We start from the raw sequence: 23832 nt of genomic DNA on the forward strand, positions 1-23832 counted from the left end.
TGCAGCTACCCGATTGGTAGGGCATTGCAGTAAGTCCGACCTCAACAGCGCCCAAGCACTCCACCTGACCGGCGAGACGGGCTGAGCGCCGCCGCCTCGGCGCTGCCGAGTCCGACCGGCAGTCTCCACGCACCGCCGTGTCTGGCGATGCACACAAGTAGATGCAGCCCCTGGTCCTGTGCACTAGCGTGCACGTCCTACGCCTCCACTACCATCCGGGCTGTCAGGTGGCATGTGCGTTCCTTAGAGGACCGAAGAGCCCTCATGCCCTTGTTTGCCCGTTGGTCTCCTGGATCATGCGGGTGGTCTGCACGTCAAGTAGGCCCTGTCGGGAAGCAGGCTGAAGCGATCCATGACGTACGACATTGCGGCCCCTGAACCTGCCGGCATGGTGGCCTCGCTCAGCTCCCTGGGCTACTCACTGCCGGCAGCCGTCGCCGATCTTGTAGACAACAGCGTCTCGGCTGGTGCCCGAAATATCGACGTTACGTTTACCTGGGCCGGACGGGACTCATGGATCGCGGTGGTCGATGACGGCAGGGGCATGAGTGCCGAGGAGCTTGTGACAGCCATGACTGTGGCAGCCCGGGGACCCAAGACGAAGCGCTCCTCCACCGACCTGGGCCGCTTCGGTGTGGGCCTGAAGTCGGCCTCGTTCTCGCAGGCGCGACAGCTCTCAGTGGCCGCTGCTACCGCTGGTGAGTGGCACGTACGAACCTGGGACCTCGACGTTGTCGAGAACTCCGGCGAATGGCGGCTGCTTCACGGCACGGACCAAGCCACGACCGCCGTGCTGGACAGGCTTCGGGGTGGCGCCGACCACGGCACCGTCGTGCTCTGGCGACGGCTCAACGGCTACCACGCTGATGACGTCAGCGAGGACGATGAACGGATTCAGACGCAGTTCTACGCTGAGGTGGCGCGTACCGAATCACACCTGGGAATGGTCTTCGCCCGCTTCCTCAGCGGAAGTCGGCGCCGAAACCTGCAAGTGTCCGGAGCCACAGTGGAGCCCTGGGATCCGTTCATGAGCAACCACCCCTCGGTCCAGCGCCTTCCCGCCGAGGAGCTGCCTCTCGGCAGAGTTGCCGTTCGGGTGGAAGCCTTCGTTCTTCCCAGCGCCCACAGGCTTACCTCGGGGGAGTACAGCAGGGCTGGGGGGCCACGCGGCTGGCTTGATCAGCAGGGCTTCTATGTCTACCGCCGCAACCGCCTGATCTTGGCGGGCGACTGGTTGGGGTACAGAAGAATGCGACGGGAGGAGAAGTACAACCTGGCGCGTATCGCCGTCGACATTCCGGCCGAAGCGGACGCCGAATGGGGCGTTGACGTAAGAAAGTCCTCTGTGGTCCCGCCTGTCGGGTTGCGCCCGCATCTTGAACGCATCGCAAGACAAGCCCGCGCGAAGGCTGCGGACGTGCTGAGGCATCGGGGGCAGGTCGCTGCGCGAACTCATGGCGATCCGCTGGCCTACGCGTGGCACGTGCGCCGGCCCGATGGCAAGATCAACTGTAAGATTAACCGCAGCCACCCGCTGGTCCAAGCAGCCCTGAGAGCTGGTGGCAATAGCGCAGCAGATGTACGGGCTTTGATACGTCTCTTGGAGGAGACCGTGCCCGTCGCCGCGCTCCGCGTGATGCACGAGACGGACACTAGCGACGACCCGGAGCCGTTCGGTGGACCCGGCCGCGCTGATGAGGCGGCGACCGAGGTAGCGCAGCGCATCTACGAGTCGCTCGTCTCGGGCGGACGTTCGCCGGCCGCCGCGCGCGAGCGACTGCGGACCATGCCCCCCTTCGACCAGTTGCAGGGCTTCTGGAGCAGATGAGGCCGGGGTCGCCATCGGTGGTGTCTCCTGCCTACTCTGCTCGATGCTGTCTCCGCTCCGCCTGCTGGAGGTCCCACGTGAGTGCTGTAGCCCACGACCCCTTGGCCAAGGCCATCCGCCTGGTTCTCGGATTCCTTCCGCAGGACCGGCAGCCAAAGCCGGAGGAGGTGCAAAACGCGGTCAATGCCGTTTTCGGGATGTTGGCCGCGCAGGGCGAAGACTTGGATCGAGATCAGCTGGCCAAGGAGATCGAAGCCATGACCGCTGTTTTCCAGGAGCGGTCGCTCGCGCTCGTTGACCTAAAGGGGCACGAACCATGGCTATCTGAAGCCAAGAACGACCGTGGATGGGATTTTTGGGAACGCTATCGCAGGTATCTCGAAGACGTTGTAAGCCTTCCGCCAGGCGTCGTAAGAAGATTGGACCAGAGCACCGACGAAGTGTTAGGCCAGTTAGAAGACCCCCGTCGCTCTGGCACATGGAGCCGCAAAGGGCTTGTAATCGGACAGGTCCAATCGGGCAAGACTGGCCAGTACATTGGACTGGCAGCGAAAGCAGTGGACGCCGGGTACCGGCTCGTCGTGGTCCTTGCGGGCATTCACGACGACCTCCGCAGCCAGACGCAGCTGCGGATCGATGAGGGTCTCCTGGGCTTCGACACGCAGCACTATAAGCGATCCAACGAGGTCGGAAAATCCCGCCTCATCGGGGCAGGACGGATGCCTTTCGCAAAAAAACTGGACATTGCCTCGCCGACGAACAGCACCGCTAAAGGGGATTTCGACCGGAAAACGGCCTCTCATACAAACTTTCCCCTCGGCAGCTTCCCGGTCGTGCTCGTCGTCAAGAAGCATTGGAGACTGCTTGAATATGTGCGTGACTGGGTGGTCCACGTGCATGGGACCGAAAATGAGAAAGGCGCGAAGATTGTAAAAGATCTGCCCTTTCTGGTCATCGACGACGAGGCCGACAATGCGTCGATCGACACGACCCGTGATGACGAGGCAGACCCGACGAAGACTAATGCGGCGATCAGGGAAATGATCAGTGTCTTCGATCAATCGGCATACGTCGGCTACACGGCAACACCGTTCGCCAATATATATATCGATCCAGACGCGGACCACGATCGTGTGGGGCGGGACCTCTTTCCGGCCAGCTTTATCCGCACCCTGCCTTCGCCCTCGAATTATCTGGGTCCAGAGCGGGTATTCGGGCTGCAGGTTGACGATGAGGAAGAAGAGGATACGCCGCCGCTGCCGCTTGTGCGTCACGTAAATGATGCGGAGGACTGGCTCCCTGCCAAGCATAAGTCTGGGGACCGGCCCAAAGACGGGATTCCCCGCTCGCTGCGGGAGGCGATTGCTTCATTCGTGCTCGCCTCAGCGGCCCGAAGGGCGCGGGGGCAGACGAGGGTGCACAACTCGATGCTTGTGCATGTTACTCGCTTCACCGCAGTGCAGGATCGTGTGCGCGAGCAGGTTGATGATCACGTTCGTCTCCTTGTGGATACACTTCGGGACAGGTACGGGAAGGGACCTGAACTCCGTGCCGAATTCCGTGAGCTGTGGGAGAGGGATTTTGTTCCCACCACGGATCATTTCCCGAGCAAGGAAGCCGAGCGCCTAACCTGGGAGCAGGTATCCGGGGAACTCCTGGATGCTGTCAGGAAGATTCAGGTAAAAGCGGTCAACGGCACTTCCAAGGATGCGCTGGACTATTACGACCATCGCAAAAGCGGCCTCAGCGTGATTGCGGTTGGAGGGCAAAAACTATCTCGCGGTCTCACTTTGTATGGTCTGACAGTTAGCTACTACCTGCGCTGGTCTACATCGTACGATGCTCTTCTTCAGATGGGTCGGTGGTTCGGGTATCGTCCTAAACACGAGGACCTGTGCCGCTTGTACACAACCCCCGAACTCGAAGACGCCTACGTGGAGGTGACCGCTGCCACGGATGAGTTGCGGCGGGAAGTCGAGGAGATGGCGGCCATTGGCCTTACCCCAGAGGAATTCGGACTCAAGGTCAGGTCTTCGTCGCTGGGGCTGACGGTGACCGCTCCGAACAAAATGCGAAAAGGCAAGAAAATTCTACTCAGCTACTCCGGTGAAGGCCCCGAGACGGTGATCTTCCAGCTGGACGAGAAGGTTGTCGCGCATAACTTCAAGGCACTAAAAGCACTTGTCGAACGACTTGACGAAGTCGTCACGCCCACTGTTCGTCCCCGTGGCGGCAATGTACAGTGGGATCAGATACCTCCGGAGGTCGTCTCCGAATTCCTCATCGCTTACGAGGCCGATCGCATGGCGCAGCGCGTTCGGCCTAGACTCATTGCGAAGTACATCGATCAGTGTGTAAAGGTCGGTGAGTTGACCGACTGGACCGTCTGCCTGATCGGTAGCACAACTTCGAAGTCGCCCCAGACGATTGCCGGACACACTGTCGGAGCGGTTACGCGTGCCCCGCTGAAAAAGGATTTTGCCAAAGAAGGCAGGTACACGATTCGTCGTGTCCTGAGCCCTCCGGACGAACTGCTGGGTCTCGATGAAAACCAGAGACAGAAGGCGCTTCAGGCTGCACGAAAGGCTGCAGAAGAGAAGGAGAAGGACACCCTTCCGCAATGCCCCTCGGGCACGCATATCCGACGGCAGCGTCGGCCTAAACAGGGCCTTTTGCTCCTGTACCCGATTCAGCCTGAAAGTGCTCCAGGCCTTCAGTTGGCGGCGCCTCTCGTCGGCTTCCAGGTTAGCCTTCCGCACTCGGAGTTCCAGTCTAAGACCGAGTACATTGCCAACTCCGTGTGGCTTGCAGAGGAGATTTACTCAATCGGTGAGGAGGGCGAAGCGTGACAGTCAGTGAGGATGAGTGGCGGAAGCTAGAGATTCCTCAGAAACTACCTGGCTGGTCGCGTCTTCGCCTTTACCCCGATGCTCCCCTCGACATCTTTCTGGGCGTCTCCCACCCTGGCCGGCAGCGCATGCTGATTCTCCGTGCCGATGCCCGCTCCGCAGACTCGATCGTGCGTTCGGTGGGTCGCCTCCCGAAAGCCGCGGGCATCGAGCTGAACCTGAATGCAGTGTCCCGGGTCGAGTACGAGCTCCAGGTGGTCCTGATGGCAACTGCACTCCGCGAGGTGTTCAACCCGCTCGTCTCAGATGTCGCCCAAACCGCCAAGTCGGCTCGATCCGCTGCAGACGCCCTCACAGCAGCGGTAAGAAGGTTCGAGAGATGGCAAGATCTGCTACGTGCCGTCGGCAAGGAAGGATTGAGCGCCGAGGCTCGTCGCGGGCTCTACGGCGAACTCTTTGTGCTGGATGAGGTCCTCCTCGCTTCCCTGCCCCAAGCGGAGGCGGTCGAGGCGTGGACTGGCCCCACGGGCACTAACCAGGACTTCCAGCTATCCCGGGCTGCGATCGAAACCAAAACCAGCTCTGCAAAACGTCCGCGGAGTGTATGGATCGCGAGTGAGAGACAGCTGGACGGAACCGGAACCCCTGTGCTGGTCCTTGCGTTCGCCAGCCTCGATGAACGACGCGGTGGCTCGGGCGAAAGCTTGAACAGGCGGGTGGATGGGATACGGGAGCGGCTTTCCGGGGGCGCAGTTAGGGCGCGGTTTGAAAGCTTGCTGATTCAAGCCGGTTACTTTCCGGGACACCGTGACCTCTACGAAGAACCGCGGTACACCCTCCGCGACCTTCAGTACTGGCACGTACGGGACGGATTTCCTAGGCTAGTCGAGGCGAGCCTGCCAGAGGGCATCGGCGATTGCACATACCACGTTAGTATAGCCGCCTTGGATGCCTACCGGGTTTCGGCCGATGACGTCAAGGAAATTGTTGGGAGGACCGATGGCTGAGTCCGACTTGGCTGAGTTCTTGCGGAGCTTGATCGCGGATGTTCAAGCGACTGCCGATGCCGAAGGCACAACGACCCCGGAGGCGTTCACCCGCAGGGTACTGGAGGATTTGGAACAGGCAGGAGTGGTGTCCAACACCTTCACCGCCTATCACAAAATGCACGGCCATGAGGTCCACGGTTACGGCATTGGTGAGTCAGGTGAGTCCCTCGACCTGTTTGTGACGGACTACCAGCTGGAACCTCTAGAGGCCAAGCTCACGAAGGCGCAAGCCGCGACGTTCTTCAAGCGGCTTCTAGTCTTCGTAGCGCGATGCCGGGACGGGTTGCGGCAGCACATTGATCAGTCTTTCGACGTGTATGACATGTGCGTAGCAGTCGAGAAGGCTCTGGGGGAAGTGCAGCGCATCAGGCTCTTCCTACTTAGCGACAGGGTTTGTAGCGTTACGGAGGTTCCCGCCTCAGACTTCGGCGGCCTTCCAGTTACTCATGAGGTATGGGATCTGGCCAGGCTGCACCGTCACGCAACGTCAGGTGCCCTCGGCGAGCCGATTGTGGTTCCCTTCACTCCTCCTTTACCGTGCGTCTCGGTTCCCAGTCCCGAAGAGGACCACTCTGTGGTCTTGGCGGTCATACCTGGAGGTCTGTTGGCTGAGTTGTACGCAGAGTACGGCACTCGGCTTCTCGAACTCAACGTTCGTTCGTTCCTCCAGACTCGCGGTGCCGTCAACCGAGGCATCCGGGAAACGTTGCTTAATGCCCCAGGTCGTTTCCTGGCCTATAACAATGGAATCACTGCAACTGCCTCGAAGGTAGACTTCATAACGGGTCCGGCCGGTCAGCCCAGTATCTCCAGAGTGCATGGCCTGCAAATCGTCAACGGCGGGCAGACGACTGCCTCGCTTCATTACGCGGCGAGTCGCGATAAGGCGGATCTGTCTCACGTAACGGTGCAGATGAAGCTTACCGAGGTGGCACCTGACCGGCTCGCGGAGATCGTTCCGAAGATTTCGGAGTATTCGAACACGCAGAACCGTGTAACGCAGGTCGATTTTAGCTCCAACCATGAGTACCACGTAGAAGTGCAACGAATTACCCGCTCCCTGTGGGCTCCCGCAGTAGACGGTAGTGGTCAGGAGACCCACTGGTTCTATGAGCGTGCTCGTGGTCAGTATGCTGACGAGTTGGCTAAAGCACGTACTCCTGCCAGGCAGCGGCATTTCAAGATGCTGAACCCGACAAGGCAGAAGTTCACCAAGACGGACCTTGCCAAGTTCGTGCATTCGTGGAACCAGCTTCCCTATTACGTAAGCCGTGGAGGGCAAAAGAATTTCGTTGAATTTATGATCAACCTCGACAAGGCGCCACCCCAAGTCGACGTGCAATACTGCCAGAGGGTGATCGCGATGGGCGTTCTGTTCAAGGCAGTGGACCGCATCGCTGCATTCCACAAAGCTGGCAGTCTCAAAAGCATGATTACTACGTACACCGTGGCTCGCTTGTCTTTGGCGACGGATCGTTGTGTAGACCTTGACAGAGTCTGGCGGGAGCAGGGCATCTCGCCCGTTCTGGAAGCCGCGGTTAACGATCTGTGCCCCCGAGTCATGGCAGCGGTGACAACTCCGCTTGACGGCAATCATGTGGGTGAGTGGGCGAAGAAGGCGGCGTGCTGGGACGCTGTGTCGAGAGTTCTTTGGAAGGTGCCTCGAGCCTTGACGGTAGAGCTCTCCAAGCAGCCGTTGGACGAAGCGGCTCTTGCTGGCGGTGCTGGTGGTGAAGAGAGCGCAGGAGAAGAAGTTGCTCTGATTGCTGCTGAAGAATGGTACGCGATTGAACAATGGGCTAAGGAGACTCGAAACCTAGAGCCCTGGCAGCGGCAGCTCGCCCATATTGTTGGAAGGCGCCTCGAACTCGAACAGAAGATTGCCGAGGCTCAGGCCATTCAGGCTCTACACGCGCGTAGCGAAGCGCTCTCGCTCGGATTCACTCCCGACCCGTAGTCTGCATTTACCCGCAGGGAGCGTCTCGTGACTTGTTAGAGTCTTCCCCCTCGAGCAGCTAAAGATTGTTCCTTCTGGGCCCCGTTGTAGCGGACAATGGGACTAACCGAGGAGCCACACTTCAAACAAGTCGGGATTAGCTCGGCATTGCCCAGCTTCTCAGTGGAGGGCCGGGTGGCTTTGGAAGCCCGAGAGGATGTGGCATCCTTCATGGGTCCTTGGTGGGCCTGGGTTGTGATCATGAGGGGAGCGGCTGGAATGCCGAATCAGCGGTGGGTCCGCACCTTAGAGGGGGAGCATCTGCGTGGCCGACGGGTAAGGGATACCAGACCCGAGGTTGCCCTCCGTAGGGCAGTGCATCGGTTGGGCCTCAGGTTTCGCCTTCAGCAGAAGGTGACGTCTCGTTGCACTGCCGACTTCGTGCTTCCCAGGTACCGCATCGCGGTTTTTGTCGACGGGTGTTTCTGGCATGGCTGTCCTGACCACACCCCTGCCGAATTTCGAGGCCCCAATGCGGCATTGTGGAAGGATAAAATTAGGGCCAATAGGGACCGGGACCGACGCAACACATCGCAGGCCACCGCTTCAGGGTGGACCGTGGTGCGAGTTTGGGAGTGCGAGATCGGTCGTGATGCTGAGAGGGCTGCACGGCGCGTCGCGGAGGCAGTGCGTTCGAATCGCGAAGGCTGTATCGAACCGCTAGCTTCGGTTGGTGACGAGGGTTAGCAGATCGCCGCTCAGTTTGTCGCGGCTGGCACAGTGGGCGGCGAGTGGGCACTCCGAACACACGGGTTGTTCTTCCCTGCAAAGATTCATGCCGACTAGCCGAATTGCCCCCATGCGCAGAGGTGCTTCCGTTCCTGCACCCATGAGCTTGACCAAGTTGACACGGCCCTCACTGAGGCGGTTCGCGTGATCCGTTCCCATGCCGTTTACGCGAGCTGCGACTCGCAACGTAGCTTGGCTGATTAGCATGAGGTCCTCTCCGATGAGCAGTCGGTAGAGAGCTGCCTCGGCGGGCTTCATTGGCAGCTGAGCGGGTACGTCATACCGCTTTGTCCACTGCCAGTAGTAGGGCTTGTCTACCAGGGATGCCAGCCGGTCCATGCGGGACCGTGCATTTGCTGACGGAGACGCGTCAACCAGTCTTCTGAACAGTGTCGCGGTCAGCGTTCTCGATTCTTTGATGGTGGACATAAACTCGACCATGGCAGCTGGCCTGATCTTCGCGCCGGAAAGAATCGCCACCACAGCGGCATGAAGCGAGGCTGGCTCCTCGCAAGGAAGCTGATACCAGTCTTCTCCCGCCAGCCTTTGCCTCGCCCAGTGGGTGAGCTCGAGCCTCACCTTTCGCCAATGCGGCTGAATGCTTGGGGACTCGGCAATATCGTCGCTCAGGGGCGTTAGTGCCTCCGCAGCGGCTTCGCCGAGTAGTGGGGGTACGGCGTTCCCGATCTGTCGGAAGGCGTCACTTCGGGTGCCGGCGAATCGGAAGTGGTCGGGAAAAGTCTGAACGCGCGCCGCCTCGCGCACGGTAAGTGTCCGCAACTGCTCTGGGTGGATGTACCAGTAGCCGTCTTTGGCGATGTGTGCGGTAATCGTGCGGCTGAGTTCCCCCCAGGCCAGCTTCTTGTACTTGTCCGTGTACTTCTCTGCGCTATAGCGTTGGTACTCCTTCTCGCTTTCGGTCAACTTTTCTTGAAGGTCGGAGTACTTGGTATCGGACTCCATGATCTCGAAGATCCTGTAGTCGTCTTGCCGGACTCGTCTGGTCATGTGATCCCAGATCAGCGCCGCAGATGCCTTTTCGCGCATCTTTACCGCGAAGTCGGAAAGCACCTGCGGCCTTGAGTACTCTAGCTCCCGTGCTCCGACCCGTTCTGTGGGAACTACCTTTAGTTCGGGTAAATCGCCGATGGCGTCGCGCAGCGTAGTTCGGCGCTGGTCTGGCTTTCGCCAGGTAAAGACATCGACGTCCTTCCTGGCTAGGAGGATTAAGCGCTTGCGATGCTGTGGAACACCGTGGTGCCAGGCGTCAACAAGCCGCACTTGAGTAGCGTAGCCGAGCTCTTCCAGTTCCTCTTCGATCGTCCGAATGACGAAGAAGTCGTCGTGAAGTCCCATGTCAGGAACGTTTTCCATGAGGACCGCGCGTGGGCTGATCCGCTTGATCATGTCTAGGTATGCGCTCCACAGCTCCTTCCGGCGGTCTTGAGGGTCACGGCCGTGGTTTTTGACGAGATCGCGGATTTTGTTGCGCCCTGCCCTGCTGAAGGGCTGGCAAGGAGGCCCTCCGGCCACGAGGTCGATCTTGGCCGGCTTCAGGATGCCTTCAAGTCGGTCCCGCTCAGCTGGGTCGCCGAGATCCATTTTCAGGCTAAGGCCCGGGAAGTTTGCCCTGTGGGTCTCCAGCGCGCGCTCATCGAAGTCGACGGCTGCCGCTGTTGTCCATCCCGCTCGCTCGATGCCCAGGCTGAGGCCGCCAGCGCCGGAGAAGAGGTCTACGGCTAGTCTTTTGTCTTTCCCGAAGCCCTCCAGCCAGGCCTGGAAGCCTTCCAGGCTGCAGCTGTTCTTGTTCGGATCCAGCTTGAGGTAGTCACTGCGTTCAAGAGGTACCCCGTAGTGCCCCTTCTTCACAGCACAACCCTTCGTACGCTTGGGCATGACCAGCACCAGGAGACCACAGAGACGCTGGTGGAGGCAAGGACTCCGCCGAAGCGAACATCAGGGCACCTGCCCTACTCACCGCAGGCTGCCCGTCCCCTGGCCCCAGGTGCAGACTGAGCTCTGCTGGACACCGGGACGACCAATAGTAGACGATCAAGAGATCATGATTCTCATCGGCTCGAGCGGAGGCTCAACCAGGGGAGACGCTTAGCTGACTCTCTGAGCGGCCCAGATCACCACAAAGTGAACGGGTTGTCTGCGCTGCCGTGGAACCTGCTCGCAACCGTGTCAGTTCAGGGTGCAGCGAGTCGAGATGTGACCAGTCGCCAGTCCAGTTTGACCGGCAGCGCCACGGCCTTGACGCCAGCGTTCGCGAGTAGCCGCAGATTATGGCTGTAGCTCGGGTGGGCGGCGAGCTGAGCCTTGACGTTCGGGAACGCGTACACCGGGAGACCGCCACCGAGCGCCTCGTTGAGGATGCCGAGTGCGAGGGTGTCGTTGACGCCCGAGGCCCACTTGTTGATCACGTTGAAGGTTGCCGGCACCACGGCCACGGCAGTGGCTGGCGGATGTGGCTCGGGGCCACCCGGCATCCGCCATTCCACCCGCACCGGATACCCGGTCTGCCTGGCCAGGGACTCACGATCGATCCAGGTCGCCGCGGTGGGCGTAGCCGTTAGGCACACGGTCCACCCGTCGGCCCGCAGTAGCTTGATCAAATCGCTGATCCGTTGCACGGGAGGCGCGGCACAGGCGATCAGAGCGAGTACACGCGTCGCGCTCATGCCGGCGACCCGCCTTCCAACGTCGCAGTGAGGTCCAGCGTGTAGTAAGGCGCAACATCGGAGCAAGCACCGACCGGCCTGGGCCGGTGCCTTGGTGTTCCGTTCACGCCTGGGTCTCCGCCGAGGCGGCCTTCTCGAACACCGCCAGCACAGCCCCGGTGAGCGCCGGCACGACCGCAAAGGTGGCGGTGGAGCGGAGGTTGTGATCAGTGCCGTCGTGGTCGAGAACCAATGCGCCGGCTTCCCGTGCGATCACAACTCCTGCGGCCGTGTCCCAGGCATGGTTGGACAGCGTCAGCGCCGCGTCCAGCCTGCCTTCGGCGAGCCACGCCAGATCGAGAGCTGCGCTGCCGGTCATGCGTACCCGCTGTGCCGCGGCGGCGAGCTGAGTAGTCAGGGCGAGTCGGAGCCGGTTGCTGGCCTCAGCGTCTGGCCCTACGGCGTAGTCGCCGATGGCAATGATCGCGTCCTTCAGGTCGGTGGTGCTGCTCGCCCTGATCTGGCGTCCGTCGGCGTAGGCGCCAGCGGCCTTGGATGCGCTGTACCGCGACCCGAGGAAGGGCAGCTCGATCACACCCAGGACTGCCTCGTCCTGGTGCACGAGGGCGAGCGACACGGCGCACAGAGGTAAGCCGCGCACGAAGTTGGCTGTGCCGTCGATGGGGTCGAGGATCCAGCGCAGGTCTGCCGCGTTGGTCGCTCCCTCTTCCTCTCCGAGGAAGCCGATCTGGGGCGTCTCGTCGTGCAGGAAAGCTCGTACCTGGCGCTCAATTGAATAGTCCAGATCCGAGGCCATGTCCCGATCGCCCTTGGCGGTGAGCGCACCCGGTGGCTGATGCCGCATTAGGCCAGCCGCTTTCGTGACGGCCTCCACTGCTACAGGCAACAGGTCGGCGTATTCGCTCACACCGGCCGCCGACGCTGCCAGTGTGACTCGAAGACCTGCTCGAACACCGGGTACAGCCCACCGTTCGACTGGTTCTGACGAATGACGAAAGCGGGGGAGTCAACGCCCCGACTCTCTGTCAGGTACGGCTGCGCCACGCAGAGATCGTCCACCAGCACGATGTTGAAGCGAGGCGTCTCGTCGTACGTCGCGAGGCTCATGCTGTCTCGCAGGCTGGCGGGCAGCCGATCCCGCACCCGCAGCAGAGTCTCGATGTTCAGCTTCGTCAGCGCCGAGAGCTGGCCGGTCGGGAAGCCCTCCTCCGCTTCGCGAGCCTGAATCGCCGACCCGGCCGGGTCGAGAAAGAGGCACTGGGCCTTGGCGCCGGTCGTCAGGAGCGTCTGCCAACTACGGTCCGCGTAGTCCTGGCAGAGCATGTTGAGGGAAAGACCGAGCGCCCGGATGCTTTGGGCTCCGTCGAAGAGTTGATCCGCGGGTAGACGGGCCGAGAGTTGAGACCGACTGGGGTAGATAGCCGTCAGGCCCGCCATCCTGTCCGAGCTCGCGGGGCGTTCGCCCAGACCATCGAGCGCAAGCATCACGTCGCCCGGAGGCGTCTCGCTCGCCTCCCACCGCAGCACCATTTCGGCACTCGGACACCAGCCGAGCGATTCGGCCAGTAATTCGGCGAACTCATCGGGCGTCCGACCGACCAACGCACGAGTGGCGGCGACTCGCTGGCGTGCCAGCATTCCTAGGTCGGACCGCCGAGGAACAGGCACGGATCGCGGTTCACTTGGGCTGAGCGCGGCGACGAACCGGTCGCGGGCCTCATCGGCTGTCTTGGTCAGCGCAGTGTCGAGAGCGGCCTGCATCTCTGGTCGCGGGCGGACCCGCTCTTGGCCGGCCTCCCACTTCGACACCGTTCGCTCTGCGACGCCGAGGTGCGCGGAGAAATCCCGGATGCTCATCCGAAGCGCCTGGCGCAGGGCGCGAGTCTCCCTGCCGGTCCACCGGTGCACGGTCGTCATCGTGCCGCCTTCGGTCACATCGAGATCGGTTCCCGGGCAGCCTACCGTCAGTCGGTGCAGTGCAGTTACCGCTGAGGTGCAGTGCGTAGTCATGTTGCTGGCATAAGTGTCTGACCAGCCTGGACGCATGGCCCAGGGCGGGTGCTGGGCTCCGGCTGCTGCCGTCCCCCCGACACGGCATCGCCCGCCCCCGCCCGCCCCGGCGCCACTCCATCCACACCGGCAACCCCGGAGGCGCCCACCGATGCCCGCCACACAGACCGACTTCCCCGTCCTCACCCCGGTCACCGACGAGGACCTGGCCCTCGCCGTCCGTGCGGTTAAGGTCCACGTACCCGAGTCCTGGCCGCACGGCCCGCTCTGCCGCAGCGAACGGGTCCCGTTCCCGTGCCGGCTGGCCCGCTGGGGACGCGCCACGATCGAGGCGGCCGGGTTCACCGAGGAGCAGGTGTGAACCGGGAGGCGGCGGCCCGCTGGCTCAGCCTCGTCGCCGCCGACGAGCAGCTGTCCGCGTACCTCATCGGGGTTGACTGGGAGCGGCTGAAGGCGCAGGTGGCGCGTACCGGTGAGGTCCCCTGCCTGGGGTGGTCGGAGGCCGAGCAGCGGCGCGCGGAGAGTTACCTGCGGCGGGGTGGGTTCTGGGCGGAACTGGAGGAGCGCTGCCCGGGGCTGCTGCCGGAGCGGGACGCCCCGCTGGTCGAGGCGGCGTTGCGCCGGCTCGCGGTGACCGACGATCGGCCGGAGCGGCTGGCGCTGCTGACCGTGCTGGGGCGCGCGTACCGTCGCTTCGGGCTGCGGCCGGACCACCAGGCGGTGCTCGACACGGTGTTGGGGTGCGCGGTGCCGTGGCGGAAGGTGGAGTGGGCGGCGGCGCGGGTGGGCGACGGGCCGGCGTGGTGGCCGGCGGAGGTGCTCGACCGGGATCTGGCCTGCGCCGGGGTCGCGGTGCTCACGGTGCGGCCGTGGCGGCGGTTACCGTTCCGGGCGGGGCAGGCGGTGCCGGTCGGCACGCCGCGCCGGCCCGGCCGGTGGCGCTGGCTCTGCCCGGCGAACGCGCCGCGCCCGGACGGCACCGTCGAGCTGCATGTCCGCGCGGTCCGCGGCGGCGCCGTCTCACCCACCCTGGCCCATGAGGTACGCGTCGGGGAGCTGCTCCACCTCGGCCCACCGATCGATACTGGACTCAGTCTGCACGACGGTGACCTGCTGCTGATCGCCGGCGGGACCGGGCTGGCCCCGCTGCGCGCGATCGTCGAGCAGGTGGCCGCCGCACCGGACGGGCGGCGGGTGACCCTGGTGGTGGGGGCGCGCTCGGTCGAGAGCCTGTACGACGCGGTCAGCCTCGACAAGCTGCGCCACGACTGGCTGAGCATCGTGCCGGCCTTCTCGCACGATCGGCTGGCCGAGCCGGCGGAGCAGGGCGACGCACTGTCCGTCGGGCTCTTCCACCACCGGCCCGGCCAGCGGGTGTACGTCTGCGGGCCGCCGGCGATGCTGGCCGGGTCGCGGCTGCGGCTGCTCGCCGCCGGGGTGCCCGCCGACCGGATCCACCTGCCGGATCGGATCCCGTGGCGGTGACCGTCTACCGCAGCCGGCACGCCCTGCGCGGCCCGCTCACCCCGGACCGGATCACCGAGCTGCGCCTGCCGACGGCCCGGCGCGGCTACCGCACCGAGGACGTGGACGCCCTGCTGCACCGCCTGGCGTACGAGCTGCACCGGCGCACCGCGGAGCGGGACGAGGCGCGCGCCGAGGCGCACCGGGTGCGTACCGCCCTCCGCTCCTGGCAGTCCACCCACGCACCGTGCCGGCGCGCCTCTTCGTGACCGGTGCGCCTACTTGCCGTGCGGGTCGGCGGTGTTGAGGGTGGCGACGACCTGGTCGTAGTCGCCGCGTGCCTCGGCGTACCGGAGGAACTTCACCCGCTCGACCTGGATCTCGGTGGCGTCCGGCTGGGACTCGATCAGGCCGACCACCTCGGCGACGAACTCGTCGAGCGGCATGGCGAACTCGCTCTCCTCCTGCCCGGGCAGCAGCCCGGTCCGCACGGCCGGCGGCACCAGCTCCACGATCTTGACGCCGGTGTCGGCGAGCTGGAGCCGGATCGACTCGCTGAGCAGGTGGATGGCGGCCTTCGAGGCGTTGTAGCTGGGGGTGGCCTTCAGCGGGGTGAACGCCAGGCCGGAGGAGACGGTCATGATGGTGGCGGCGGGCCGGCTCTGGAGGTGCTCGATGAACGCGGCGATCAGCCGGATCGGGCCGAGCACGTTGGTGGTGACCACGGACTCGGCGGAGGCGAGGAAGCTCTCCGGCGCGTGCCAGTCCTCGACCCGCATGATCCCGGCCATCGCGATCAGCACGTTGAGGTCGGGGTGCCGGGCCAGCACCTGCGCGGCGGCCTGTTGGATGCTCGCGGCGTCGGCGGTGTCGACGGTGACGGTGTCCAGGCCGGGGTGCTGCGCGGCCAGGCTGTCCAGCAGGTCGGTACGCCGGCCGCCGATGATCACCGTGTTGCCCCGGTCCTTCAGCGCCAGGGCGAGCGCCAGGCCGATGCCGCTGGTCGCGCCGGGGATGAAGATGGTGTTTCCGCTGATGTCCATGACCCGAGCATGGCCGCTGCCGGCGGGGCGCGGGCAGGGACGGCTTGTCGGGGGATCGGCGATCCCTGGTTGGGCCGGCGGGCGGGCGGATACTGGGAGGCGTGGACCGCGACGCCCTCGCCGACTTCCTGCGCCGCCGCCGTGCGACGCTGCGGCCGGCCGACGTCGGGCTGCCCGCCGGTGCCCGCCGCCGCGCGCCGGGGCTGCGCCGCGAGGAGGTGGCCGCGCTGGCCGCCATGTCGACCGACTACTACACCCGGCTGGAGCAGCGGCGCGGCCCGCAGCCGAGCCCGCAACTGCTCGCCGCGCTGGCCCGCGCGCTGCGGCTGACCGGGCAGGAACGCGACTACCTGTTCCGGGTGGCCGGGCACCATCCGCCCTCGCCGGTCTCGGCGGCCTCGCACGTCGCCCCGGCGCTGCTGCGGGTGCTGGACCGGCTCGACGACACCCCGGCGCTGATCCTGTCGAACCTGGGGGAGACCCTGGTGCAGAACCGGCTGGCCGCGGCGCTGCTCGGGGACCGGTCCGGCTACACCGGCCTGGCCCGCAGCGAGATCTACCGGTGGTTCACCGACCCGGCCGAGCGGCAGCGCTACCCGCAGGACGACCGGGACCGGCAGTCTCGCGCCCAGGTGGCGAACCTGCGCGCCGCGTACGGGTCGATGGGTCCCCGCTCCCGCGCCGGTGAGCTGGTCCGGGCGTTGCAGAAGGCCAGCCCCGAGTTCGCCGGGCTGTGGGAACGGCACGAGGTCGCGCAGCGCTTCGCCGACCACAAGACCCTCGTCCACCCGGAGCTGGGGCCGATCGAACTGGACTGCCAGGTGCTCTTCACCGAGGACCAGTCGCAGGCGCTGCTGGTGCTCACCGCGCCGCCGCGCAGCGAGGGCGACGAGAAGCTGCGGCTGCTCGCCGTGCTCGGCCACGAACGCTTCCCCGCCGACGCCGGGTAGCCGCCGTTTCGGCCGGCCCCGGCCGTGGGTACGCTCCCACGGACCGGATGCCCGTCGATGGGAGGCCCTCGTGCTGATGGCGTTGCTGCTCGACCTCGCCAACATCGTCGGCGGTTTCCTGCTCGCCGTCGCGCTGCTCGGGTCGCTGCCGCGCGTCGGTGACGACCTGCGCCGCCTCGCCGGCCGGGTCGCCCCGTTCGCCTGGGTGGTCGGCGTCGTCGCGCTGGTCACCGGCGGCTACTGGCTGATCGTGCACCTGGTGTCCGGGCCGCGGGTGTTCCACTTCGAGGTGGTGGGGATCCTGGTCGGCCTCGCCCTGCTCTGGGACCGGCTGACCGGACGCCCGGCGCCCCGCGACCAGGGGTCGGACGGGGCGACCGGGCTGCGGCTGCTGCTCGCCATCTTCGGCGTGATCGCGATCGTCGTCGGCATCCAGGGCCTCTTCACCCCCGACGGCTGACCGCCGCGGCCGGGGTCGACGCGTGCCGTCGACCCCGGCCGGTCCGGGTCAGCGCTGGGCGGCGACCACGGTGGGGGCGGGCCAGCTGCCGGTGAAGACCTGGGCGGGCGTCGCGCTGCGGGCGGCGAAGCCGAACAGCGAGTCGACCCGGGCGGCCTCGGCGGAAGCCGGGTACGGGTTGGTGCAGCTGGTGCCGGCGCTGCCGCCGGACATCAGGATGGCGCAGTTGCCGTTGTAGTTGTCGGCCAGGCCGAGGATGTGGCCGATCTCGTGCGTCATGATCCGCAGCGGCGAGTACTGCTGGGCCTGGTAGTAGTCGATGACCACCCGGCCGTTGCCGAGGCTGGTGCGCTGCGCGTACGAGCCGCCGCCGTAGGTGTAGGAGATCACCAGGTTCGAGCCGCACTGGGCCATGTTGATGTTGTTGGTGTAGTTGTTCCAGATCGAGGCGGCCTGCACGGCGTACGTGGCGAACGGCCCCGCCTGGCTGGTGTTGTAGCAGACGTTGCGCAGCGCGGCGGAGGCCGGCGCCGGGTCGACGGCGACGGCGCCGAGGGCGGAGAGCGTCACGGCCGCGAGGGTGGCCAGCAGTCGGGACAGCTTCGGTTTGCGCATGGTTCGCACTCCTTCGGGGTGGGATGAGCGGGAACGCACACAGCCTATATATGTACATGTATCTATCTCAACCCTTGTGGTGCCCCGTGCTGTCACAGCCGCCCGATAGGGTGCCGGAGAGTCCTGGGGGAGGGGAGCGCGGATGCTGGAGGTGCCACCCTCGGTCGAGGCCGAGCGGGTCATCACCGCCGTCCTCGCCGACCTGCGCTCCGGCGGCCACCGGGGCGTGGTCGTCGACTCCCCGCCCGGCGCCGGCAAGTCGACCCTGGTGGTCCGCGCCGCCGTCGAGCTGGCCGCCGCCGGCGAGCCGCTGATCATCGTCGCGCAGACCAACGAGCAGGTCGACGACCTCATCGACCGGCTCGCCCGCAAGGCCCCCGAGCTGCGCATCGGCCGCCTCTCCGCCACCGACTACCGGCCGACCGACCGGGTCACCGGGCACGCCGGCGTCCGGGTCGCCGCGAAGGTCACCGACCTCGGCGGTCCGGCCGTCATCATCGGTACGGCCGCCAAGTGGGCCACCGTCACCGACGGCAGCTGGCCCTGGGCGATCGTCGACGAGGCGTACCAGATGCGCTCCGACGCCCTGCTGCGGGTGGCCGCGCGCTTCGAGCGGGCGCTCTTCGTCGGCGATCCCGGCCAGCTCGACCCGTTCTCCACCGTCGAGACCGCCCGCTGGACCGGGCTCACCTGGGATCCGATGCAGTCGGCCGTCGCCACCCTGCTGCGGCACAACCCCGACCTGCCCGTGCACCGGCTGCCCGTGTCCTGGCGGCTGCCCGCCAGCGCCGCTCCCGTGGTGGCCGCCGCGTTCTACCCGTTCACCGGCTTCCGCGCCGGCACCGGCCCCGCCGACCGGGCACTCACCCTCACCGAGCCCGGCCCCGGTGACCCACTCGACCGGACCGTCGAGGTGGCCGCGCGGACCGGCTGGGGGCTGCACGAACTACCCGCCCGGCACACCCTGCGTACCGACGGCGAGGCCGCCGCGGCCTGCGCGGAGCTGGCGCTACGGGTGCTGCGGCGCGGCGCGGTCGCCGTCTCCGAACAGACCCCCGGCGGCGCGCCGGTCACCGCCGACCGGATCGCCGTCGGCGCCGCGCACCGCGACCAGGCCGCGGCCATCCGGGCCCGGCTCGGCGCGACCGGCGCGGGCATCACCGTCGACACCGCCAACCGCCTGCAAGGCCGGGAGTACGACGTGACGATCGTGCTGCACCCGCTCTCCGGCCGGCGCGACGCCACCGCCTTCCACCTGGAGTCGGGGCGGCTCTGCGTGCTCGCCTCCCGGCACCGGCACGCCTGTCTCGTGGTGGCCCGGGCGGGGATTCCCGAGCTGCTGGACGCGCACCCGTCGACCGAGCGGGTGCACCTGGACGTGCCGGTGAAGTTCCCGGACGGCTGGGAGGCCCACCAGACGATGCTGGCCCACCTCGGCGCTGCCCGCTGACCGCCGCCGGCTAACCGCGCAGCAGCTGGTATGCGAACGCGCCCGCCTGCACGCCGATGTAGTTGCCGACCAGGAGCAGCAGCACCGGGGCGTACCCGGCCGCGCCGCGCCAGCGGCCCGACTCGCGGGCCGCGCGGGCCAGGTCACGGGCGAGCACCGCGGAACGCACCCAGCAGAGGGCGATCGCGAGCAGCGTGGTGAGCGTGACCGCGTCGCTGATGGTGGCGAGCAGGTCGGGGAAGCCGTAGCGGGCCGGGTCGCGGCCGGCCTCGACGAACAGGTGCTCGCCCATCCGGAAGCCGAGCGCGGTGCCGAGGATCGCGCCCAGCGCGGAGAACTCGCCGACGTGGGTGAGGAAACCCCGGGTCGACGGCAGCGTCACCGGCAGCATCAGGACCGTGGTGAGCTGGGTCAGCGTCGACACCGCCAGGAAGACCACGACGGCCGCGACCGCCGCGACGACGACCCGCCACGGGTTCGGGATCAGCGCCGGGTCAGCGATGTAGCGGGCGGCGAGGTGCCCGCCCAGCACCACCAGCGCCATGAGGACGGCCATGACGGGCGCGACCGGACTGGACCGGAAGTCGGGCGTGGGAGTGGCTGCGGGCGCCGGCGGCTCGGCGGACGGGCGGAGCTCGGTGGGTCGCTGACGCTTCTTGCGGGCCACCGGGTCAGGGTAGTGACGCCCGGCAAGCGCCTGGTGACCGAGTCAGGCGGGGTTGGGGGCCCAGGTGAGGATGTCGAGCAGGCGGACGTCGGACAGCTTCTGCGCCGCCTCGCGGACGAGTGCGTTGTCATGCTCGCTCGCGGCCGAGCGCAGCTGCGCCAACCCGTCCTGTGATCGCAGCAGGTCCTGCCGGATGGCGGCCCAGTAGGCCCGCCGACGTGGCCTGTCGAGGCATCCGGCGGCCGTCAGCGTCTGTGCCGCCTCCTTGGCCGCCCGCCGGTACCGCTTGCGTACCGCGCTGTCGAGGATCGGGAACAGGCCGGGACGGGTCAGGTGCAGGCACTTGCTGATCTTGCCGAGTCCCAGACCGGGGCGGCGGTTGTGGATGAAGTGTCGGTGCAGCCGCAGTGCCTCGTCGTAGAGGTCGTTCTCGACCTGTGGGTCGGCGTCGCGCAGGTGAGCGGTTGCGGGGACCGCCGCCCACGGTGCCGTGTTGCTGAGGCTGAGCAGGTGATGCGCTTCCTCGTGGCTGATGCGGCTGCCCATCCACGGCGATCGGGTCACCTTGATCACCGTTGGCGTCAGGGTGGCCCGGGGAGCCGGCAGGAGGTCGTAGGCGCGCACGGTGCCGGCGCTGGTGTCGCAGTAGGCGGCGAGGATGCCGAGGGGATCTGCCACGGGCTCCGCGGCGACCTGGATGGAGAACACCACCACCTCCGAGAACGAGTGTTGTCCATGCAGGAGTGAAGGGTGGCCATGGATACCGGACGGCCACAACCTCCCGTCGGAGGCTCCGCTGCGGCACACGGTCCAGCGCGACGGCCCGACCGAGCCGACGCGCCTCCGTCGTTGGGTCCGTTCCGGGCGCAAGCTTCTCGCCGGGGCCGTGCGCGGCACACAGATTCACTAGCATCACCGCTTCCCGATCAGCCGGCAGCTCATCCGAGCGGCGCCGGGGACGCCTCCGAGGAGACCGTATGCAGGCGGAGGTTCCAGGCCACCACCAGTTCACCCGGCTGATGAAGGGGCCGTACGGCCCGGCGGTCGTCGAGGCCAATCGGGCCTACCTCGACGTCGCAGTGCCGGACCCGGCCGGCACCGAGCGCGACTACTGGACGTTGTCCTGCCTGCCCAGCACCACCAGGGATCCGCAGCGGCTGTCCGCCGTCACCATGCGGACGATGGAGACCTTCGTCCTGCACACGCCGCTCGGCGAGGCGGCCGTCGGGGTGGCGGAGGGCTACCTGATAGTGCGGCGCTCCGTGCTCAGGCAACACTGGCCCACCGCCCGCGCGTTCCAACGGGACTTCCCCGGCCTGACCGAGGAGGACTGCGACTACCGGGACGCCCGCCCGGACCAGGTCCGGGTCAACGGGACCCACGACCAGTTGGTCGCCGCGCTGCGCGACGACCGCTTCGCGCAGGCGGTGCGCGACCTCACCTCGCACCTGCTGAAGGCGAGGCGGACCCGGGTCCTCGGTCACAACCGGCTACTGGTCGACGAGGTGCTCGACCGCGACTCCCGGCCAGGGGAATGGATCTACCCGGTCAACGAGAAGGACGCCAACTGGGGCTACGAGCACGGAGTGCTGGAGACCTTCGCCGGCTTCACCGGCGGGGAGATCGTCGACTGGCACATCGCCACCTGCTTCCACCAGATCCGGGCCGGCGACCGGCTCTGGGCCTATGCCGCCCTGCCGTACCAGCGGATCGTCGGGGTCGGCGTGGTCTGGACCGACCCATTCCTGTGGAGTGACGGGACCACCTCCGAGCGACGCATCATGATCAAGTGGGACGGGGCGCTCACCGAGTTCCTGCTGTCGCACGAGGTGGCGGGTGCGGAGGTGCTGGAGACCAAGGTGCAGACCGTCCGCGCGCTCAAGACGACCGAATCCGACCGGCTGGCCGTCGCGCTGGCCAAGGAGTCGGCTCCTGCCGGGCAGGGCATGACCGAGGGGCGGCGGTACCGGCTCGCCCAGGTCACCGCGCGGCAGGGACAGGCCGACTTCCGCCGCCGACTGATGGACGCGTACGACGGCGCGTGTGCGATCAGCGGCTGTGACGTGCCCGCAGTGCTCCAGGCGGCACACATCGACCCCTACGACGGGCCGTCGACGAACCGGGTCACCAACGGGCTGCTGCTCCGGGCCGACCTGCACAACCTCTTCGACGAGGGCCTGCTCTGGATCGACGACGCCTACCGGGTGCGGGTGGCGACGGACCTCGACCACTATCAGGACTTCGACGGGCGCAAGGTGCGGCCCACGGTCGATCCACGGCACGCGCCGGATCGGCAGGCGTTGCGCCGGCACCGCCAGGAGTGGGGGATCGAGTGACTTCCCGGTCCCGGCGGGAACATGCCGACTGAACTGATCGAGGTCGATGATCCGTACCCCTGGTCGTGCGGACGACGGAGCTGGTGGGCTGCCCTCGCGGTACCGACGACTGGCTGGGCCCGGTGGGGGTACGCGACGTGGTGCTGCGCTGGCTGCGGCTGGTCGCGGCCGACGCGGAGCTGGCCCCGTACCTGCGCGGGATCGACCGGCCCCGGCTCGCCGGCCAGCTCGCGGCGCAGCTGACCGTGGCGCTGGGTGGGCCGGCGGGCGGCAACCGGCCGCAGGGCGGCGCGTGGCGTCGGCTGGGCCTGTCGCAGGAGCAGCACTGGCGGGTGCTGGACTACCTGGCCGCCGCGCTGTGGGCGCTGGACCTGCCGGTGCAGACGATCGTGGCGGCGCAGCGGGTGATGGCCGGGCCGGGTCAGTCGCCCGGCGGGGTGTAGACGGTGCGTTCCCGGGTGGCGGCGTCAACCTCGGCCGGGCTCAGCAGCGGGGTGACCTGCACCCGCAGGCCGCCGGCCGCCCCGATGGCGATGGCCAGCGCGGCGGCGGTGCGGTGGTCGGGCAGCTCGCAGACGACGTACGTGTCCTCCTCGCCGAAGGCGAAGTAGGCCGCCTCGACCCGGCCGCCGGCGTTCTCGACGAGCGCGCGGACCACCTCGACGCGCTTCGTACCCCCGTCGCGGGCCAGGCCGGCGAGCCCGTCGACCGTGTAGGTCGATTTCAGCAGGAACGTACTAGCCATGCGCCGCGCATACCCGCTGGTGAGCGGGTTGAACGCGGGTCAGGCCCAGGGGTCGCCGTACTCGCGGACGCCGTCGACGTCGAGGGTGACGTGGTCGTTGCCGGTCCACGATCCGGTGGCGGCCCGCCAGCTCGGGTCGTCCCGCTCGTCGATCGCCGCCCAGCTGCTGCGGTGCAGTCGGAGCTGGATCGGGCCGGAGGACGCGCCGGGGGCCAGCACGCCGGTGGTGAAGGCCAGCTCCAGCCAGCCGGGCACCGGGGTGCCGGGGATCGGGTAGACGGTGGGCGTGGGGCCGGGCGTGGGGCCCGGCGGCGGGGCGGGGACCGGGAAGAACTGGAGGGTACGGCGGACGGCGGCGCAGCCCAGCGCCGCCCAGTCGCACTCGGCGACCAGCGAGGTGCTGCCGTCCTCCAGGCGTACGTGGTAGCGGACCCGGACCGTGGTGAGGTCCAGCGGGGTGGTGCCGGTGTTGACGACCTGGAGCACGAACTGGGCCTGGTTGTCGGTGGGGGACCAGTCCAGGTTGAGGTAGTCGACCTTCGCCCGGCCGTAGGCGGTGCGGACCGTGGTCACCGGCGAGTGGTCGGAGTAGCCGCTGGTCCCGTACGCCTGCACGGCGATCCGGTAGGTGGTGCCGGGCCCGAGGCCGGTCAGCGTGATGCCGGCGGTGTCGCTGCTGCCCAGGCCCCGGTAGGCGTTCGTGCCGATCGGTGACCCGATGTCGTAGCTGACCGGGTCGTGGACGGCCGGGTCGCGCCAGGTGGCCGGGGTCCAGCCGAGCACCAGCTCGTGCGGCCGGTTGCCGCGCACGACGGGCGCGCCGGGGGTGGTCAGCGCCGGGGTGTCGTCGGCGCGGGCCACCCCCACGGCGGCCAGGCTCAGCAGGACGGCGGTGGCGGTGCTCAGGGTGACGCGGCGGGCACGCATGGCCGCATGGTAGGGGCGGCGAACGAAGCT

General features: G+C 66.8%; 23 protein-coding genes. 13 read left to right on the top strand and 10 right to left on the bottom strand.

Going from position 1 to position 23832, the window contains the following annotated elements:
• Window positions 1-352: 352 nt before the first annotated feature.
• The 5 genes from GA0070611_RS27955 to vsr all read left to right on the top strand — a co-directional run bounded on the left by GA0070611_RS27955 (window position 353) and on the right by vsr (window position 8409).
• Window positions 353-1828: an ATP-binding protein gene (locus tag GA0070611_RS27955; RefSeq protein ID WP_091671005.1), complete on the top strand. Its 1476-nt coding sequence runs from the start codon at window positions 353-355 to the stop codon at window positions 1826-1828.
• A gap of 77 nt (window positions 1829-1905) precedes the next feature.
• Window positions 1906-4677 carry a Z1 domain-containing protein gene (locus GA0070611_RS27960; RefSeq protein WP_091671008.1) on the top strand — a complete coding sequence of 924 codons (2772 nt, stop codon included), beginning with the start codon at window positions 1906-1908 and terminating at the stop codon, window positions 4675-4677.
• The gene (locus GA0070611_RS27965) at window positions 4674-5684 is read left to right on the top strand and encodes a PD-(D/E)XK motif protein (protein WP_091671011.1); all 1011 of its coding nucleotides are present in this window, start codon (window positions 4674-4676) and stop codon (window positions 5682-5684) included. Before GA0070611_RS27960 ends, GA0070611_RS27965 begins: the two co-directional genes overlap by 4 nt.
• Window positions 5677-7683: an AIPR family protein gene (locus tag GA0070611_RS27970; RefSeq protein WP_091671014.1), complete on the top strand. Its 2007-nt coding sequence runs from the start codon at window positions 5677-5679 to the stop codon at window positions 7681-7683. Before GA0070611_RS27965 ends, GA0070611_RS27970 begins: the two co-directional genes overlap by 8 nt.
• A 258-nt stretch (window positions 7684-7941) precedes the next feature.
• Window positions 7942-8409, top strand: a complete 468-nt coding sequence (gene vsr / locus GA0070611_RS27975) for a DNA mismatch endonuclease Vsr (RefSeq protein ID WP_231921572.1) — start codon at window positions 7942-7944, stop codon at window positions 8407-8409.
• On the opposite strand, the gene GA0070611_RS27980 is transcribed toward vsr, so the two are convergent.
• The 4 genes from GA0070611_RS27980 to GA0070611_RS27995 form a co-directional block, all read right to left on the bottom strand.
• Window positions 8383-10320, bottom strand: coding sequence for a DNA cytosine methyltransferase (locus GA0070611_RS27980; RefSeq protein WP_091671017.1), 1938 nt, complete (start codon window positions 10318-10320; stop codon window positions 8383-8385). The two genes, vsr and GA0070611_RS27980, sit on opposite strands and share 27 nt — an antisense overlap.
• 323 nt (window positions 10321-10643) lie before the next feature.
• Window positions 10644-11135, bottom strand: a complete 492-nt coding sequence (locus tag GA0070611_RS27985) for a flavoprotein (protein ID WP_091671020.1) — start codon at window positions 11133-11135, stop codon at window positions 10644-10646.
• A gap of 103 nt (window positions 11136-11238) precedes the next feature.
• On the bottom strand, window positions 11239-12042 hold the full coding sequence (locus tag GA0070611_RS27990) for an inositol monophosphatase family protein (RefSeq protein ID WP_091671023.1): 804 nt from the start codon (window positions 12040-12042) through the stop codon (window positions 11239-11241).
• Window positions 12039-13052: a DUF5919 domain-containing protein gene (locus tag GA0070611_RS27995; RefSeq protein WP_157740402.1), complete on the bottom strand. Its 1014-nt coding sequence runs from the start codon at window positions 13050-13052 to the stop codon at window positions 12039-12041. Before GA0070611_RS27995 ends, GA0070611_RS27990 begins: the two co-directional genes overlap by 4 nt.
• 244 nt (window positions 13053-13296) lie before the next feature.
• On the opposite strand from GA0070611_RS27995, the gene GA0070611_RS28000 reads away from it, so the two are divergent.
• The 3 genes from GA0070611_RS28000 to GA0070611_RS28010 are packed head-to-tail and all read left to right on the top strand — an operon-like array spanning window position 13297 to window position 14878.
• Window positions 13297-13506, top strand: coding sequence for a hypothetical protein (locus tag GA0070611_RS28000; protein WP_091671030.1), 210 nt, complete (start codon window positions 13297-13299; stop codon window positions 13504-13506).
• Window positions 13503-14630 (top strand): FAD-binding oxidoreductase, encoded by a 1128-nt coding sequence (locus tag GA0070611_RS28005; RefSeq protein ID WP_091671034.1) that lies wholly within the window; start codon window positions 13503-13505, stop codon window positions 14628-14630. The genes GA0070611_RS28000 and GA0070611_RS28005 overlap by 4 nt, the downstream gene beginning before the upstream one ends.
• A complete protein-coding gene (locus tag GA0070611_RS28010) occupies window positions 14627-14878 on the top strand; it encodes a DivIVA domain-containing protein (protein WP_231921247.1) in 252 nt (83 codons plus the stop codon). The genes GA0070611_RS28005 and GA0070611_RS28010 overlap by 4 nt, the downstream gene beginning before the upstream one ends.
• Before the next feature lie 9 nt (window positions 14879-14887).
• On the opposite strand, the gene GA0070611_RS28015 is transcribed toward GA0070611_RS28010, so the two are convergent.
• Window positions 14888-15652: an SDR family oxidoreductase gene (locus GA0070611_RS28015; RefSeq protein WP_091671040.1), complete on the bottom strand. Its 765-nt coding sequence runs from the start codon at window positions 15650-15652 to the stop codon at window positions 14888-14890.
• 101 nt (window positions 15653-15753) lie between these two features.
• Here GA0070611_RS28015 and GA0070611_RS28020 point away from each other — a divergent pair, with 101 nt between their 5' ends.
• Both GA0070611_RS28020 and GA0070611_RS28025 read left to right on the top strand, forming a co-directional pair.
• A complete protein-coding gene (locus GA0070611_RS28020; protein ID WP_091671044.1) occupies window positions 15754-16602 on the top strand; it encodes a helix-turn-helix transcriptional regulator in 849 nt (282 codons plus the stop codon).
• A gap of 76 nt (window positions 16603-16678) precedes the next feature.
• Window positions 16679-17062 (top strand): hypothetical protein, encoded by a 384-nt coding sequence (locus GA0070611_RS28025; protein ID WP_231921573.1) that lies wholly within the window; start codon window positions 16679-16681, stop codon window positions 17060-17062.
• 48 nt (window positions 17063-17110) lie between these two features.
• Here GA0070611_RS28025 and GA0070611_RS28030 read toward each other — a convergent pair whose 3' ends face one another.
• The gene (locus GA0070611_RS28030; protein WP_091671053.1) at window positions 17111-17677 is read right to left on the bottom strand and encodes a snapalysin family zinc-dependent metalloprotease; all 567 of its coding nucleotides are present in this window, start codon (window positions 17675-17677) and stop codon (window positions 17111-17113) included.
• 142 nt (window positions 17678-17819) lie between these two features.
• Between GA0070611_RS28030 and GA0070611_RS28035 the strand changes: the two genes are divergently transcribed.
• On the top strand, window positions 17820-19127 hold the full coding sequence (locus GA0070611_RS28035; RefSeq protein ID WP_091671056.1) for an AAA family ATPase: 1308 nt from the start codon (window positions 17820-17822) through the stop codon (window positions 19125-19127).
• 10 nt (window positions 19128-19137) lie between these two features.
• Here GA0070611_RS28035 and GA0070611_RS28040 read toward each other — a convergent pair whose 3' ends face one another.
• A complete protein-coding gene (locus GA0070611_RS28040) occupies window positions 19138-19794 on the bottom strand; it encodes a hypothetical protein (RefSeq protein WP_157740403.1) in 657 nt (218 codons plus the stop codon).
• 42 nt (window positions 19795-19836) lie between these two features.
• On the bottom strand, window positions 19837-20508 hold the full coding sequence (locus GA0070611_RS28045; RefSeq protein ID WP_091671062.1) for a DUF6308 family protein: 672 nt from the start codon (window positions 20506-20508) through the stop codon (window positions 19837-19839).
• 263 nt (window positions 20509-20771) lie between these two features.
• Between GA0070611_RS28045 and GA0070611_RS31595 the strand changes: the two genes are divergently transcribed.
• Window positions 20772-22130 carry an HNH endonuclease gene (locus GA0070611_RS31595; RefSeq protein ID WP_197675812.1) on the top strand — a complete coding sequence of 453 codons (1359 nt, stop codon included), beginning with the start codon at window positions 20772-20774 and terminating at the stop codon, window positions 22128-22130.
• 65 nt (window positions 22131-22195) lie between these two features.
• Entirely contained in the window at window positions 22196-22573 is a 378-nt protein-coding gene (locus GA0070611_RS28055) for a globin family protein (RefSeq protein WP_197675813.1), read from the top strand.
• On the opposite strand, the gene GA0070611_RS28060 is transcribed toward GA0070611_RS28055, so the two are convergent.
• Both GA0070611_RS28060 and GA0070611_RS28065 read right to left on the bottom strand, forming a co-directional pair.
• On the bottom strand, window positions 22552-22875 hold the full coding sequence (locus tag GA0070611_RS28060; protein WP_091671067.1) for a GYD domain-containing protein: 324 nt from the start codon (window positions 22873-22875) through the stop codon (window positions 22552-22554). The genes GA0070611_RS28055 and GA0070611_RS28060 overlap by 22 nt on opposite strands.
• Before the next feature lie 39 nt (window positions 22876-22914).
• A complete protein-coding gene (locus GA0070611_RS28065) occupies window positions 22915-23802 on the bottom strand; it encodes a cellulose binding domain-containing protein (protein ID WP_091671071.1) in 888 nt (295 codons plus the stop codon).
• Window positions 23803-23832: the final 30 nt, after the last annotated feature.

The sequence above is a fragment of the Micromonospora auratinigra genome (assembly GCF_900089595.1).
GTDB classification, from domain to species: Bacteria; Actinomycetota; Actinomycetes; order Mycobacteriales; family Micromonosporaceae; genus Micromonospora; species Micromonospora auratinigra.

Excerpts from the sequence above, each read along its gene's own strand:
- GA0070611_RS28065 (WP_091671071.1), bottom strand. The coding sequence starts at position 23,802 with ATGCGTGCCCGCCGCGTCACCCTGAGCACCGCCACCGCCGTCCTGCTG.
- vsr (WP_231921572.1), top strand. The coding sequence starts at position 7,942 with ATGCCGAATCAGCGGTGGGTCCGCACCTTAGAGGGGGAGCATCTGCGT.
- GA0070611_RS28015 (WP_091671040.1), bottom strand. The coding sequence starts at position 15,652 with ATGGACATCAGCGGAAACACCATCTTCATCCCCGGCGCGACCAGCGGC.
- GA0070611_RS27970 (WP_091671014.1), top strand. The coding sequence starts at position 5,677 with ATGGCTGAGTCCGACTTGGCTGAGTTCTTGCGGAGCTTGATCGCGGAT.
- GA0070611_RS27995 (WP_157740402.1), bottom strand. The coding sequence starts at position 13,052 with ATGACGACCGTGCACCGGTGGACCGGCAGGGAGACTCGCGCCCTGCGC.
- GA0070611_RS28060 (WP_091671067.1), bottom strand. The coding sequence starts at position 22,875 with ATGGCTAGTACGTTCCTGCTGAAATCGACCTACACGGTCGACGGGCTC.
- GA0070611_RS28035 (WP_091671056.1), top strand. The coding sequence starts at position 17,820 with ATGCTGGAGGTGCCACCCTCGGTCGAGGCCGAGCGGGTCATCACCGCC.
- GA0070611_RS27955 (WP_091671005.1), top strand. The coding sequence starts at position 353 with ATGACGTACGACATTGCGGCCCCTGAACCTGCCGGCATGGTGGCCTCG.
- GA0070611_RS28000 (WP_091671030.1), top strand. The coding sequence starts at position 13,297 with ATGCCCGCCACACAGACCGACTTCCCCGTCCTCACCCCGGTCACCGAC.
- GA0070611_RS28030 (WP_091671053.1), bottom strand. The coding sequence starts at position 17,677 with ATGCGCAAACCGAAGCTGTCCCGACTGCTGGCCACCCTCGCGGCCGTG.
- GA0070611_RS31595 (WP_197675812.1), top strand. The coding sequence starts at position 20,772 with ATGCAGGCGGAGGTTCCAGGCCACCACCAGTTCACCCGGCTGATGAAG.
- GA0070611_RS28025 (WP_231921573.1), top strand. The coding sequence starts at position 16,679 with ATGGCGTTGCTGCTCGACCTCGCCAACATCGTCGGCGGTTTCCTGCTC.
- GA0070611_RS27985 (WP_091671020.1), bottom strand. The coding sequence starts at position 11,135 with ATGAGCGCGACGCGTGTACTCGCTCTGATCGCCTGTGCCGCGCCTCCC.